Origin of the sequence: Curtobacterium sp. L1-20, assembly GCF_048755855.1 — a bacterium.
Lineage (GTDB): Bacteria > Actinomycetota > Actinomycetes > Actinomycetales > Microbacteriaceae > Curtobacterium.
The window spans coordinates 3021072-3035555 of the sequence record NZ_CP151473.1; the positions used below are offsets into that span (position 1 = coordinate 3021072).

Genomic DNA, 14484 nt, shown 5'->3' on the forward strand with positions numbered 1-14484 from the left:
CCGTCCCACCGGGTGCTCGTCGTCACCGGGCGCCGCTGCGCGGGCACTATCGTCGTGACGGTGTCCACCCCCGAGAACCACGCCCGCGTCCCCCGCGCAGCCGTCGTCGTGAACCCGTCCAAGGTCGACCTCGCAGCGCTCCGGGCGGCGGTCGCCACCGAGCAGGCCGCGGCCGGCTGGGCGGACACCGTGTGGTTCGAGACCGACGCCGCGGACGACGGCGCCGCCGCCGCTGCGGCCGCGCACGGGTCGGACGCCGACGTCGTCCTCGTGGTGGGCGGGGACGGGACACTCCGCGTCGCCGCCGAGGTCCTGCACGGCACCGGCACCCCCCTCGCCCTGCTGCCGACGGGCACCGGCAACCTCTACGCGCGCAACCTCGGCCTGCCGCTCAACGACGTGACCCGGTCCGTCCGCGCGGCCTTCCACGGCCACGACCGACCCGTCGACGTGGCCTTCGCCGCCCTGACGACGCCGACCGGAGAGACGACGGAGCACGCGTTCCTGGTGATGGCCGGCATCGGACTCGACGCGCGGATGGCGGCGGACACGAACGCACGGCTCAAGAAGCGCTTCGGCTGGCTCGCCTACTCCGATCCGATCGCCCGCTCCGTGGTCGGCAACCGGCAGGTCGACCTGCGGTACCGGCTCGACGACGGCCAGGAGCACGGGATGCGCGCCCACACCGTCATCGTCGGCAACTGCGGCACGCTGACGGCGGGTGTGCTCCTGCTGCCCGCGGCGCAGCCCGACGACGGCCTGCTCGACGCGGTGGCGTTCCGCCCGTCCGGGGCGTTCGGGTGGACGAAGGTCGGGTACGGGCTGACGTTCAACCGGTTCTTCCACCGCACCGGCTTCGGGCGGCTGCTCGCACGGTTCCTGCCGCGGTCCCGCACCCTCGGCTACACGACGGCGCGGACGCTCGACCTCGCGCTCGACGCGGCGGAGCAGATCCAGCTCGACGGCGACCCGTTCGGCACGGTCGTCGCAGCACGGCTCCGGGTGGAGCACGACGGCCTGGTCCTCCGCGTGGCCTGATCGGCCGGCACCGGCCGCGCCGGTCGCGCCGGTCGGCCCGGGAGGCGCGGTGCCGGTCCACAGCACGGGCGGCCGGAGCCGGGATGACGGACCGCGGTACGGCACGACGGGAGGCGCGGTGCCAGCCGGCACCGCGCCTCCCGTCCGACCAGGAGACCGCTACCCGCGGGCGGTACGCACCCGGTCCGCGAACGCGGCGTGCAGCGGGTGCTGCTCGTCCAGTCCGGTGATCTCCGTCACGACGTCCGCGTCGGACCGGTCCGACCGCAGCAGCTGCTGGAGCTCCACGCTCTGCTCGTCGTCCGCGACGTCGAAGCGGAGCGCCGCTCCCATCGCGTCGAGCAGCGCCGTCGGCTCGGTGCCGTCCTCGGCAAGGGCGGCCGCGGGCGAGACGAAACGCTCGTCGCGCGAGAGCTTCCGCAGGGGCTGCCGACCGACACGGGTCACGGTGTCCGGCAGGTGCGGGTTCTCGAACCGGGCGATGATCGCCTGCACGTAGGAACGGTGCACCTCGGGGTCGAGCTCGTGGCGACGGACGAGCAGGTCGCTCGTCTCGGCCAGCACGGACTCGAGCTCGGAGCGGACCGCCGGGATCGCGACGGCGTCCGAGATCTTGTCGGCGCCCGCGAGGAAGCCGTGGTACGCGACCGTCGCGTGCCCGGTGTTCACCGTGAAGAGCTTGCGCTCGATCGAGGCGGCGAGGCCGTCGACGTAGTGCGCACCCGGGATCGACGGCTCGTTCCCGCCGAAGGGCGTGCGGTCGATGGCCCACTCGAAGTACGTCTCCACGGTGACGTCGAGGCCGCCGTCCGCGGGCTGCGCCGGGACGATGCGGTCGACGGCGGTGTTCGCGAAGACCGCCTTCGCCAGCGCCTCGTCGCGGGACTCGGCCGGCAGGGCATCGACGATGAACTCGCGCAGGCGGTCGGTGGCGTTGATCGCGTTCTCGCACGCCATGACCGTCAGCGGTGCGGCATCGGCGTCCCGGGACACGAGGGCACGGGCGATGACCGGTGCGATGAACTTCAGGACCGTCGGGCCCACCGCGCAGGTGACGACGTCGGCAGCCGCGACCTCGGCGATGACGCCGGCCTCGTCCTGCGCGCTGTTCACCGCACGGAAGTTCGTGACCTCGTGGTCCGTCGCCCCGGCGCCGACCTCGTGCACGGTGTACGAGTCCGCGGCGGCCAGGGCGTCGATGAGCGGGGCCGCGACGTCGGCGAAGACGACCTCGTACCCGGCCTCGTGGAGCAGGAGCCCGACGAAGCCGCGGCCGATGTTGCCCGCGCCGAAGTGGACGGCGGTGGGGTGCTCGGCGCTCACTCGTTGACCTCGCCGAGGATCGACAGGATCGCCGCGGTGTCCGGGGCGTCCGTGAGCTTCTGGACCTCGTCCTCGTCGGAGAACACGATCGCGATCTTCGACAGGATGTCGAGGTGCTCGTTGTTCACGCCGGCGATGCCGACGACGAAGCGCACCGGGTTGCCGTCCCAGTCGATCGGCGTCGCGTACCGGATGAACGAGAGCGCCGAGGACTTGATGGCGTCCTTCGCGTCGTTCGTGCCGTGCGGGATGGCGAGGAAGTTCCCCATGTACGTGGAGACGCTCTTCTCGCGCTCGAGCATCGCCGGGTAGTAGTCCGCCGTGACCGCGCCCGCAGCCTCGAGGATCTCGGCCGCCTCCTTCATCGCCTCCGACTTCGTCGGGGCGGTGTCCTCGGTGTGGATCCGGATCTGGCTCTCCTGCAGGACGGGCATGGGGGGTTCTCCTTGCTTCGTGACGTGACGTCGTGGACGTGGTGGAGGGGACGAGCCGTGGCCCGTCCCCTCCGATACTGCACCTTGGTTACTGGTTCTTGAGCTGTTCGACGACCTGGTCGTACTGCGGCGCGTTCATGAAGTTGCCGACCGACACGTGCTGCGCGTTCGGGTTCTTCTGCTTCGCGCGGTCCGTCAGCTCCTCCTGCGTGATGATCAGGTCCTCGTCACCGCTGAGGTTCGCGATCGCCTTGTTGGAGACCGTGACCCCTTCGATGCCCGCCTTCTTGATCTTGTTGCGCAGGACGCTGGCACCCATGGCACTCGACCCCATGCCGGCGTCGCAGGCGAACACGAGGTTCTGGACCTTCGTCGCCGTCGCGGTGCTGGCCGAGCCGACGCCGCCCAGGGAGGCCTCGGCCTCTTCCTCGTTCGCCGGCGAGTTGTTACCGAGGAGACCCGCGGTCGCGGCGTTGACGTCGCGGCCCTTGTTCGCCTGGAGCTTCGCCATCGCGGCGCTCATGTCACCGTTGCCGTTCGCCAGGTCGCGCTTGCGGCTGGCGAGGAGGAAGAAGGACGCGACCGCGAACGAGACCGCTGCGGACAGGATGACCGAGAGGATGACGCCGACGTAGCTGTCTTTCGCCGTGGCGGTGAGGACGGCGATGATCGAACCCGGCGATGCCGGGGCGACGAGGCCGGACTGGAAGGCGACGTTGGTCGCGACGCCCGTGGCACCACCGAGGATGACGGCGAGGAACAGGACCGGCTTCTGCAGCACGTACGGGAAGTAGATCTCGTGGATGCCGCCGAAGAACTGGATGAGGATCGCGCCGGGTGCGGTCGAGCGGGCGATGCCGACACCGAAGAAGGTGAAGGCGAGCAGGATGCCGAGACCGGGGCCGGGGTTCGCCTCGAGCAGGAAGAGGATCGACTTGCCCGACTCCTGGACCTGCTGCGCGCCGAGCTGGTCGAGCACGCCGTGGTTGATCGCGTTGTTGAGGAAGAACACCTTCGCGGGCTCGATGATCACGCTGGCGAGCGGGAGCAGCGAGCTGTCGACGAGGAACTTCACCGCGGCGCCGAGGCCCTCGGCGATGAGCTTGAACAGCGGTGCGAGCCAGAAGAAGCCGATGAGCGCCAGCGCGAACCCGAGGATGCCGGCCGCGTAGTTGTTGACGAGCATCTCGAAGCCCGGCTTGATCTTGCCGTCCCAGATCTTGTCGATCTGCTTGATGAGGTACGCGCCGAGCGGCCCGCAGATCATCGCGCCGAGGATCATGATCGTGCCGTTGGCGCCGATGATGACGCCCATGGCCATGATCGAGCCCACGACGGCGCCGCGGGTCTCGTAGATCATCCGGCCGCCCTGGAAGGCGATCGCGAGCGGGATCAGGTAGGTCAGGATCGGGCTCACGAGGCCGATGTTGGCGACCCCGTTCGTCTCGCCGAAGCCGCCGAGGACGCCGACGGGCGTCCAACCGGTCTCGATGAAGAAGGCGGTGATGAGGCCCCACGCGATGAAGATCGCGATGTTGGGCATGACCATGCCGGAGAGGAACGTGCCGAACTTCTGAACGGCGACGCGTGCGCCGCCCCGCGACTTCGCGGGAGCGTCGGGCGCTGCAACGGACGACGTTGTCATGTGCGGTGACTTTCTGTGAGGTGCTGCTGCTGTGAGTGGGAGGTGGTGCTGGGAACGGGTGGTGCTGTGGGGCCGGCTCAGACGGCGTGCGCGGCGGCCGCAGCGGACTTCGCAGCCGCCGCGGTGCTCGCGGCGAGTGCCGCCTGGGCCATCTCGCGGGCCTGGTCGAGCGTGTGGCCGGCGAGTTCGGCGCGCACGTCGGCCAGGGCCGCGGGGGTCATGGAGAGGGTGGTGGCGCCGAGGCCGACGAGCACGACGGCGAGCAGCGGGTCGGCCGCGGCCTCACCGCAGATGCCGACGGGCTTGCCCGCCGCGGCACCGGCGCTGCCGAGCTGGGCGACCAGGCGGAGCACCGCGGGGTGCCACGGGTCCTGGTAGGAGGCGACGGTGCCGAGCATGCGGTCGGCGGCCATCGTGTACTGGGTCAGGTCGTTCGTGCCGATCGACACGAAGTCGGCGGAGGTGAACACCTGGTCCGCCATCAGCGCGAGCGACGGCACCTCGGCCATCACGCCGGCAGTCCGGATACCGAGCTCGCGGGCGAGGTCGACGAAGTACTCGGTCTCCTCGGCGTCGGCGACCATCGGGGCCATCACCCAGAGGTCGGCCTCGGTCTCGGCGTCGGCCTGCGCGAGCGCGGTGAGCTGGTCGCGCAGCACCTCGGGGTGGGTCCGGAGTGCGCGGAGACCGCGGCGTCCGAGCGCCGGGTTCTCCTCGTCCTTGTCGGTGAGGAACGGCAGCGGCTTGTCGGCGCCGGCGTCGAGCGCCCGGACGACGACCTTCTTGCCGGGGAACGCCTCGAGGAGCTGCTTGTAGGACTCCTTCTGTTCCTCGACGGTGGGCGCCTTCGGCGAGTCGAGGAAGAGGAACTCGGTGCGGAAGAGCCCCACGCCCTCCGCACCGAGGGACACGGCGCCCGCGGCGTCGGCGGGGCTGCCGAGGTTCGCGAGCAGGGGGACGGTGTGGCCGTCGGCGAGGGCACCGGCGGTGAGCGGTGCGGCCGCCGCGGCCAGGCGGTCGGCGATGCGCTGCTCGACCTCGGCGACGAGTGCCTCGGACGGGTCGGTCACGACGGTGCCGGCGACGGCGTCCACCACGACGGACTGCCCCTCGGCGAGGTCGTCGGCCCCGGTGACGCCGACGATCGCGGTGATGCCCTTCGCGCGGGCGAGGATCGCGGTGTGCGAGGTCGGACCGCCGTCGCGCGTGACGAGCGCGAGGACCTTGTCGAGGTCGAGGAGCGCGGTGTCCGCCGGGGCGAGGTCGCGGGCGACGAGCACGAACGGGGTGTCCGACTCCGGGACGCCGGGTGCCGGGACGCCGCGGAGCTTCGCGACGATGCGCTGCGCGACGTCGTCGAGGTCGGCCGCGCGCTCCCCCATGTAGCCACCCATGCCGACGAGCAGGTCGCGGAACTGGCCGAACGCCTCGTGCACGGCGCGCTCCGGGTTGGTGCCGCCGTCGATGCGGGCGTGCACGTCGTCGAGGAGCGTGGGGTCCTGCGCCATGAGCGCCTGCGCCTCGAGCACGGCCTGGGCGTCGCCGCCGGCGAGCTGTCCGCGCTTGTTGAGGTCCTCTGCCACCGCGGCGATCGCCGTGGCGACCGCCTGCTTCGCGTCGCCCGCCGGACCCTCGAGCGCTGCCGTCGACGGTTCGCCGAGCGGGTCCGCCATCCGGAGCACGGGGCCGTGGGCGACGCCACGGCCGACGCCGGTTCCGAGCAGTTCGGACATTCGAGACTCCTTCATCTCACACGCGCTTGCGGTGGGGTGGTTCGTTCGGTGCGCGCGGCGCGGAGACGGACCCCGCCGGTGCGGCTGAGCAGCACCATACCCCGATCCGCGTTGACAAACAAACACATCCGGGGATAAAAATGCAGAAACAGATGCCCGTTTGCGTCTGACGGCTGATCCGTTCGGCGCGACTCCGCCACAGACGTGCCCGGTCGTGTCCGTTCCGTTCCGACTCCACCACTCCCAGACGACGAGGCCCGTGATGTACGCACCAGAGCGCCACCAGCGCATCGTCGAACGGGCACGCGCGCAGGGTCGGGTCGACGTGAAGGACCTCGCCGAACTCCTCGCCGTGACCCCGGAGACGATCCGGCGCGACCTCACGTCGCTCGAACGCCGCGGACTGGTCCGCCGCGCCCACGGGGGCGCCATCCCCGTCGAACGGATCACCCTGCACCCGGGCGTCGGCGACCGTGGCGGCATCAACCAGTCCGAGAAGATGGTCATCGCCGAGGCCGCGCTCGACGAGCTGCCGGAGAACGGGTCCGTCATGATCGACGCCGGCACCTCGACCATCTGCCTGGCCGAGATGCTGCCCACCGACCGTGGCCTGACCGTCGTGACCCACTCGCTGCCGGTCGCGATGGCCGTCGCCGGCCGGGCCGGCATCGACCTGCACCTGCTCGGCGGGAACATCCGGAGCGACTCGCTCGCCGGCGTCGGCACCTGGACCCACCAGCTCATCGGCATGGTGAGCGTCGACGTGGCCTTCATCAGCATCAACGGCATCACGCCCGAGCGCGGGCTGACGACGCACAACATGGCCGAGGCGGCGGTGAAGAGCGCGATGATCAAGTCGGCCCGCCGCAGCATCCTGCTCGCCGACCACACGAAGTTCGGACGCGAGGAGTTCGGCCGCGTCGCCCCGCTCGCCGCGATCGACACCATCATCACCGACCCGGGCGTCAACGCCGACCTGGTCCGCGAGGTCGAGGCCGCCGGGACCGAGGTCCTCTGGCCCGGCCGCGAGTGACGGCCCGGCACCGGACCCGCCCCGCGCCCAGCCACCCAGTACCCACCCACACCGCGCTCGCTAGCATGAGCGCTCCACCGTTCGACGAGGAGTCCATCGATGTCCGAAGCCACCCGCACCGTCACCGTCGCCAGCGCGTCCGGCCTGCACGCCCGCCCCGCCTCCCTGTTCGTCCAGACCGTGACGGCCTCGGGGCACCAGGTCACGATCGCGAAGGGCGAGAAGTCCGGCAACGCCGGCAGCATCCTCGCCCTGCTGGGGCTCGGCATCGAGAACGGCGACGAGGTCACGCTCACCGTGACCGGTGACGACGCCGAGGCGACGGCGGACAGCCTGGTCGACTTCCTGCAGACGGACCACGACGCGGCCTGACGACGTCGGTCACGTCCCCGACGTGACCGTCTGACGGACGGGAGGCGCGGTGCCGGCCGGCACCGCGCCTCCCGTCCGTCTGCGTGTCGCGACGCCGTCCACGGGTCGCGTCCACCCCGTCGACGGCGCGTCCGCGGACGTCCGACCCCGCCGATAGGGTGTCCTGCATGACACGCCTGCGCCTCGCATCCGTCAACGTGAACGGCATCCGTGCCGCGTTCCGGAAGGGGATGGGCGACTGGCTGGCCACCCGCGACGTCGACGTGCTCGCCCTGCAGGAGGTCCGCGCGTCGGACGCCGACATCGCCGCACTGCTCGGGGACGAGTGGGACGTCGTGCACGACCCGGCCACCGCCAAGGGCCGCGCGGGCGTCGCGATCGCCTCGCGCCACGGTTCCGGCCACGAGCGTGCGGAGATCCACCGCGTCGAGCTCGGCCCCGACGACTTCGACTCGGCCGGCCGCTGGGTCGAGGCCGACTACCAGGTGGGCGGCACGACGGTCACGGTCGTCTCCGCCTACGTCCACTCCGGCGAAGCAGACACCCCCAAGCAGGACGAGAAGTGGAAGTTCCTCGACGCGATGACCGAGCGTCTGCCCGCCCTCCGCGCGCACAACCCGCTCGCGGTCGTCGTCGGTGACCTCAACGTCGGCCACGACCAGCGCGACATCAAGAACTGGAAGGGCAACGTGAAGCGCGCCGGCTTCCTGCCCCGTGAACGCGCCTACTTCTCGCGCTTCCTCGGCGCGGACGGCGAACCGGTCGAGGGCGCCGACGGGTCGACGGGGCCGGGCCTCGGGTGGGTCGACGTCGGCCGTGCCCAGGCCGGCGACGTGGACGGCCCCTACACGTGGTGGTCGTGGCGGGGCCAGGCCTTCGACAACGACACGGGCTGGCGCATCGACTACCAGATGGCGACGCCGGAACTCGCCGACACGGTGACCGGGTACACGGTCGACCGTGCTGCGGCGTACGACCAGCGATGGTCCGACCACGCACCCGTGGTCGTCGACTACGAGATCTGACCAGCTCCCCCACCACCTCAGCAACAGGACAGCACCACCATGACCAAGACGCGCATCTTCTCGGGCATCCAGCCGTCGGCCGGCTCGCTCCACCTCGGCAACTACATCGGCGCGCTCATGCAGTGGCGCGACCTGCTCGACGACCACGACGCCATCTACTGCGTCGTCGACATGCACGCGATCACCTCCCCGCAGGACCCGGCGGAGCTCCGCGCGAACACCCGTGCGACGGCCGCGCAGTACATCGCCTCGGGCATCGACCCGACGAAGGCGACCCTGTTCGTGCAGTCGCACGTGCCGGCGCACGCCGAGCTGGCCTGGGTGCTCAACACGCTGACCGGGTTCGGCGAAGCCAGCCGGATGACCCAGTTCAAGGACAAGTCGGCGCGCCAGGGCGCCGAGGCCGCCTCGGTCGGGCTCTTCACCTACCCGATCCTGATGGCGTCGGACATCCTGCTGTACGACACGAAGGTGGTGCCGGTCGGTGACGACCAGCGGCAGCACGTCGAGCTCACCCGTGACCTCGCCGGCCGGTTCAACTCGCGGTTCGGCGACACGTTCGTCGTCCCCGAGGCGCGCATCCTGACCGAGACCGCGCGGATCTACGACCTGCAGGACCCGACGAGCAAGATGAGCAAGTCGGCGGCCTCCGACAGCGGCCTCGTCCGACTCCTCGACGAGCCCAAGCGCACGGCGAAGAAGATCCGGTCGGCCGTCACCGACGCCGAGCGGGAGATCCGTGCGGACCGGCAGGAGAAGCCGGGCGTGACGAACCTGCTCACCATCCTGTCCGCGTTCACCGGCACCCCGGTCGCCGCGCTCGAGGACGCGTTCGTGGGCAAGGGCTACGGCGACCTGAAGGGCGAGGTCGCGGACGCGGTGGTCGCCGAGCTCGAGCCGGTGCGCGCCCGCACGCTCGAACTCCTCGACGACCCGGCAGAGCTCGACCGCCTGCTGGCCGTCGGCGCCGAGCGTGCCGAGTCGATCGCGGGCGAGACCCTCGCCCGGGTCTACGACCGCATCGGCTTCGTGCCCCGTCACCGCGGCTGACGATGCTGCCCGTCTCGCTGGGATCCGCCCGGGTGCACCTCGACGTGCCGACCCGGGCGGACACGGCGGCGATCACCGAGGCCTGCCAGGACCCGGACATCGTGCGCTGGACCACCGTCCCGACGCCGTACACGCCCCGCGACGCCGCCACCTTCGTCGACGCGTTGGTCGGCCCGGGCTGGGCGTCGGACCGCGAGTACACCTGGGCGATCCGCCGGGCGGGTTCCACCTGGCTCGAGGGCATCATCGGCTACCGGACCGCCCACCGTGACCTCGGGTTCTGGCTCGCGCCCACCGCGCGCGGCGAGGGGCTCGTGCACGAGGCCGTCGAGCTGGTGGTCGGCTGGGCCTTCGCGCAGGGCGCTCCCGACGTGTACTGGGAGTGCTACGCCGGCAACACCGCGTCCGCCGCGGTCGCCCGTGCGGCGGGCTTCTCGTACACGGGGTCCGGCCCGGCGCTCATCCCCGGACGCGGCGGCGCCCCGACGACCGCGTGGAAGGCACTGCGCCGTGCGGACGGCGCCCCGGCGTCCGACCGCTCCTGGCCGGACGAGTCGTTCGGTGACGTGTCACTGGACCGCCGCCGGTAGTCTCGACCCGTGACCAGCGCCTCCGATCCGACGACGACCGCCGCCACTCCGGCGGAGGTCCGCGCGATGCGCCGAGCGCTCGACCTGGCGGCGCTCGGGCCGGCCGTCGGCGACCACGCCCGCGTCGGCGCCGTGATCCTCTCGCCGACGGGTGACGTCCTCGGCGAGGGCTGGCACAAGGGGGCGGGCACCCCGCACGCCGAGGTCGACGCCATGACGCAGGTCCCTCCGGAGCACCTCCGTGGTGCGACCGCCGTCGTGACCCTCGAACCCTGCAACCACACCGGACGGACCGGACCGTGCGCCGTCGCGCTCCTCGAGGCCGGGATCGGTCGCGTGGTGTACGCGATCGACGACCCGGGCCCGGCCGCGCACGGCGGCGGCGACCGGCTCCGGGCCGGCGGCGTCGACGTCGTCCCGGGCGTCCTCGCCGACCAGGCCGAGGCGTTCCTCGAGCGGTGGTTGCACTCCGTCCGCACGGGCCGGCCGTGGGTCACCGTGAAGTGGGCGTCGAGCCTCGACGGGCGGGTCGCCGCGGCCGACGGCACGAGCCGGTGGATCACCGGGGCCGCCGCGCGCCAGCACGTGCACGAGCAGCGCGCCGGGCACGACGCCATCCTCGTCGGGACCGGCACGCTGCTCGCGGACGACCCGAGCCTCACCGCACGGGGTGACGCGGGCGAGCTCCTGCCGGACCAGCCGCTCCCCGTCGTCCTGGGCGACCGCCCCGTGCCCGTCGACGCTGCGGTCCGCCGTCACCCGCGCGAGCTCGTCACGCTCTCCGGGCACGACCTCCCCGCGGCGCTCGGGACCCTCCGCGACGGCGGTGTGCACTCGGTGTTCGTCGAGGGCGGCCCGACCGTCGCCTCGGCGTTCGTCGCCGCCGGGCTCGTGGACGAGTACCTCGTGTACCTCGCACCCGTGCTGCTCGGTGGTCCCCGGGTCGCCCTCGACGCCATCGGCGTGGGAAGCATCGGCGAGCGACGACGGTTGGACGTACTATCGACCACCAGCCTCGGCCCCGACCTGCTGGTCCGAGCTCGACCCCACCGCCAGGCCAGGCCGGCGGCGGACGAGCCCGGCGACGCGGGGCCCCAGAACGACCGGAGCACCACATGACCGACGCCCTCACCTCCCCCACCCCGGGCAGCCCGGTCCACTTCGAGGTCTCGACGAACGTCCCGACCACGCACGGCACGTTCGAGATGCGCGCGTACCGCGACCTCGTCACGAGCGCGGAGCACGTCGCGATCATCGCCACCGGGCCCGACGGCGCCGTTCCCGCGGACGGCACGCTCGTCCGCGTCCACTCCGAGTGCCTGACCGGTGAGGCCTTCGGCTCCCTGAAGTGCGAGTGCGGCCCGCAGCTCGACGCGGCGCTCGACACCATCGCCGCCGAGGGCGGTGTGGTCGTGTACCTGCGCGGACAGGAGGGCCGTGGGATCGGCCTCATCAACAAGCTCAAGGCCTACCGTCTGCAGGAGGACGGGCTCGACACCCTCGACGCCAACCTGGCACTCGGGCTCCCGGCGGACTCGCGCGCCTACGGCGGCGCCGCCGGCATCCTCGCCGACCTCGGCATCACGAGCGTCCGGCTGCTCTCGAACAACCCCGAGAAGCGCCGGCAGCTCGAGGAGCACGGCATCACGGTCGAGAGCCTCGTGCCGCTCGTCGTCGGGGTCTCCGCACAGAACGCCGGGTACCTCGACACCAAGCGCGACCGGATGGGCCACCAGCTGCCGGCGCACCTCGAAGCGGGCAGCCCGCTGGCCTGAGACCCGCTCGGCCCGTTCTGGGCGGATTCGCAGGTGGGCTACATCTGTCGTATGATGGGGCACCCCGTCACGAGCGGTCCACCACCACCCCCGAACGCACCCGACCGGTGCCCGCGCCACCCCGCGCGAACCGATCGGTGTCCGCCGTCCGGACCACCGCTGCGCTCCTCTCGAGCGTCCTCCCACGGAGTCCCGTCACCCCATGTCCGCCGCACCGGCACCAGCAGCCCCGAAGACCGCCGGCAATCCGCGCTCCCGCGTCGTGATCGCCAGCCTCGTCGGTACCTCCATCGAGTTCTACGACTTCTACGTCTACGCGACCGCCGCGGTCCTCGTCTTCCCGACGCTGTTCTTCCCGAACGAGGACCCGACCGCGTCGCAGCTGTCGTCCTTCGTCACCTTCGCCCTCGCGTTCTTCGCCAGGCCGGTCGGGTCGATCATCTTCGGACACTTCGGTGACCGCGTCGGCCGGAAGGCGACCCTCGTCGCCTCGCTCCTCGTCATGGGAACGGCGACGTTCCTGATCGGGTGCCTGCCGACGTTCGACTCCATCGGCATCTGGGCGCCCGTGCTCCTCGCGGTGATGCGGTTCGCGCAGGGCGTCGGCCTCGGCGGCGAGTGGTCCGGCGCGGCCCTCCTCGCGACCGAGAACGCGCCGGCAGGCAAGCGCGGCGTCTTCGGCTCGATGCCGCAGCTCGGCGCACCGATCGGCTTCCTGCTCGCGAACGGCTTGTTCATCGCCATCAACGCGGCGATGCCCGCAGGCGCGGATGGTTCCGCCAACCCGGACTTCCAGGCGTGGGGCTGGCGCATCCCGTTCCTGCTCTCCGCCGTCCTGGTGATCGTCGGCCTCTACGTGCGCTTCAAGCTCGTCGAGTCGACGGTGTTCCGCGGCGTGCAGGAGTCCGGCACGGTCGCCAAGGTGCCGCTCGGCCGCGTCTTCCGCACCTCGTGGAAGGCCCTCATCATCGGCACCTTCGGCATGGTCGCGACGTACGTGCTCTTCTACTTCATGACGACCTTCACGCTGTCCTACGGCACCACCGGCGCCGAGGTCGGACCGCTCGTGCCGAAGCCGGGCCTCGGCTACTCCCGCGGCGAGTTCCTCAGCCTGCTCATGATCGGCGTCGTGTTCTTCGGCATCTTCACCCCGATCGCCGGGATCCTGGCCGACAAGTTCGGACGTCGGCGGACGCTCATCCCGACGACGATCGGCATCGCGCTCTTCGGCCTCACGTTCCAGTTCTGGTTCGCGGCCTCGACCGGCCCGATCACCGTCGTGACGTTCCTCATCGTCGGCCTGTCGCTGATGGGCCTGACGTTCGGGCCGATGGGCGCCCTGCTGCCGGAGCTGTTCCCGACGAACGTCCGGTACACCGGATCGGCGATCGCGTACAACGTCGCCTCGATCCTCGGCGCCTCGCTCGCGCCGACGATCGCCCTGGCGCTGTGGAAGCCGGACGGCAACATCTTCCTGGTCGGGCTGTACCTCACCATCGCCGCCGTGGTCACGCTCGTCGCCCTCCTGTTCGTGCGGGAGACGCGGAGCGCCGCCCTCGACGAGGCGGACCGGGCGGGCGCGCCGGACGCGGCACCCGCGGACGTGCGCGGCTGACGCGAGCACGACCCCGACGGGAGGCACGGTGCCAGCTGGCACCGTGCCTCCCGTCCGTCTGTCGGTACTCCCGCGGCGGGCGCTGGTGCGTTGACCGCTGCGGAACGACAACGTCGATGTCGTACGACGTCGATCGTGTCGCTCGTTGCGCACGCCGACAGTCGCGCACGCGTGGTTGCGACACCGTCGACGTCGTACGACATCGGTCGTGTCGCTCATTGCACACGCCGACAGTCGCGCACGCGTGGTTGCGACACCGTCGACGTCGTACGACATCGGTCGTGTCGCTCATTGCACACGCCGACAGTTGCGCGCGCGTGGTTGCGACACCGTCGCTGTCGTACGACATCGGTCGTGTCGCTGGTTGCGCACGCCGGCGGTTGCGCACGCCGACAGGCGCGCACGCGTGGTTGTGACACCGTCGCTGTCGTACGACGTCGATCGTGTCGCTGGTTGCACACGCCGACAGTCGCGCACGCGTGGTTGTGACACCGTCGCTGTCGTACGACATCGACGATGTCGTCCCGCGACCGCCGCGCCGCCGCACCCGCTCGCCGAGCCCGCTCTCGCAGCGCGAGCCGCCGCGCGTCAACCCACGTTGACACGTGTCGGTGCGTCAATGTAGGTTGACGCCGTGGACCGACCGACCATCACGAGCCTCGCCGAGGGCGCGTCCGGGGACGACCCGTTCTCCGCCCTCGCCAGCGTGCGCGAACTCCGGCGCGAGCTCGACCGCACCGAGGAACTCGCCGCCCGCCGCGCGCGGAACGCCGGCGCCTCGTGGCAGGAGATCGCCACGCTCCTCGGCGTCAGTCGCCAGGCAGTGCACAAGAAGTACGGCAGAAACTAGG

13 protein-coding genes and 1 pseudogene are annotated in these 14484 nt (G+C 71.5%); 10 read left to right on the forward strand and 4 right to left on the reverse strand.

Annotated elements, in window-relative coordinates:
* The first annotated feature begins 60 nt into the window (after positions 1-60).
* Positions 61-1038, forward strand: a complete 978-nt coding sequence (locus tag AAEP86_RS15660; RefSeq protein WP_420368222.1) for a diacylglycerol/lipid kinase family protein — start codon at positions 61-63, stop codon at positions 1036-1038.
* 159 nt (positions 1039-1197) lie between these two features.
* Here the strand turns inward: AAEP86_RS15660 and AAEP86_RS15665 are convergent, their stop codons facing one another.
* The 4 genes from AAEP86_RS15665 to ptsP form a co-directional block, all read right to left on the reverse strand.
* Positions 1198-2361 carry a mannitol-1-phosphate 5-dehydrogenase gene (locus AAEP86_RS15665; protein WP_420368223.1) on the reverse strand — a complete coding sequence of 388 codons (1164 nt, stop codon included), beginning with the start codon at positions 2359-2361 and terminating at the stop codon, positions 1198-1200.
* Positions 2358-2795 (reverse strand): PTS sugar transporter subunit IIA, encoded by a 438-nt coding sequence (locus AAEP86_RS15670; RefSeq protein WP_022907882.1) that lies wholly within the window; start codon positions 2793-2795, stop codon positions 2358-2360. Before AAEP86_RS15670 ends, AAEP86_RS15665 begins: the two co-directional genes overlap by 4 nt.
* Before the next feature lie 88 nt (positions 2796-2883).
* Positions 2884-4440 (reverse strand): PTS mannitol transporter subunit IICB, encoded by a 1557-nt coding sequence (locus AAEP86_RS15675; RefSeq protein WP_420368224.1) that lies wholly within the window; start codon positions 4438-4440, stop codon positions 2884-2886.
* 77 nt (positions 4441-4517) lie between these two features.
* Entirely contained in the window at positions 4518-6173 is a 1656-nt protein-coding gene (gene ptsP / locus AAEP86_RS15680) for a phosphoenolpyruvate--protein phosphotransferase (protein WP_420368225.1), read from the reverse strand.
* Between the two features lie 262 nt (positions 6174-6435).
* On the opposite strand from ptsP, the gene AAEP86_RS15685 reads away from it, so the two are divergent.
* The 9 genes and pseudogenes from AAEP86_RS15685 to AAEP86_RS15725 all read left to right on the forward strand — a co-directional run bounded on the left by AAEP86_RS15685 (position 6436) and on the right by AAEP86_RS15725 (position 14483).
* Positions 6436-7206: a DeoR/GlpR family DNA-binding transcription regulator gene (locus AAEP86_RS15685; RefSeq protein ID WP_420368226.1), complete on the forward strand. Its 771-nt coding sequence runs from the start codon at positions 6436-6438 to the stop codon at positions 7204-7206.
* A 99-nt stretch (positions 7207-7305) separates the two neighbouring features.
* Positions 7306-7578 carry an HPr family phosphocarrier protein gene (locus tag AAEP86_RS15690; RefSeq protein WP_420368227.1) on the forward strand — a complete coding sequence of 91 codons (273 nt, stop codon included), beginning with the start codon at positions 7306-7308 and terminating at the stop codon, positions 7576-7578.
* Positions 7579-7745: 167 nt separating this feature from the next.
* Positions 7746-8603: an exodeoxyribonuclease III gene (locus tag AAEP86_RS15695; RefSeq protein ID WP_420368228.1), complete on the forward strand. Its 858-nt coding sequence runs from the start codon at positions 7746-7748 to the stop codon at positions 8601-8603.
* A gap of 39 nt (positions 8604-8642) precedes the next feature.
* The gene (gene trpS, locus AAEP86_RS15700) at positions 8643-9653 is read left to right on the forward strand and encodes a tryptophan--tRNA ligase (protein ID WP_420368229.1); all 1011 of its coding nucleotides are present in this window, start codon (positions 8643-8645) and stop codon (positions 9651-9653) included.
* 32 nt (positions 9654-9685) lie between these two features.
* On the forward strand, positions 9686-10243 hold the full coding sequence (locus tag AAEP86_RS15705) for a GNAT family N-acetyltransferase (protein WP_420368230.1): 558 nt from the start codon (positions 9686-9688) through the stop codon (positions 10241-10243).
* 66 nt (positions 10244-10309) lie between these two features.
* The gene (gene ribD, locus AAEP86_RS15710) at positions 10310-11362 is read left to right on the forward strand and encodes a bifunctional diaminohydroxyphosphoribosylaminopyrimidine deaminase/5-amino-6-(5-phosphoribosylamino)uracil reductase RibD (RefSeq protein WP_420370509.1); all 1053 of its coding nucleotides are present in this window, start codon (positions 10310-10312) and stop codon (positions 11360-11362) included.
* 29 nt (positions 11363-11391) lie between these two features.
* Positions 11392-12018: pseudogene (gene ribA / locus AAEP86_RS15715) on the forward strand (GTP cyclohydrolase II); the annotation flags it as partial.
* A gap of 202 nt (positions 12019-12220) precedes the next feature.
* Positions 12221-13633, forward strand: a complete 1413-nt coding sequence (locus AAEP86_RS15720) for an MFS transporter (RefSeq protein WP_420368231.1) — start codon at positions 12221-12223, stop codon at positions 13631-13633.
* A 634-nt stretch (positions 13634-14267) separates the two neighbouring features.
* Positions 14268-14483 carry a hypothetical protein gene (locus AAEP86_RS15725; protein ID WP_420368232.1) on the forward strand — a complete coding sequence of 72 codons (216 nt, stop codon included), beginning with the start codon at positions 14268-14270 and terminating at the stop codon, positions 14481-14483.
* The last annotated feature ends 1 nt before the right edge of the window (position 14484 follow it).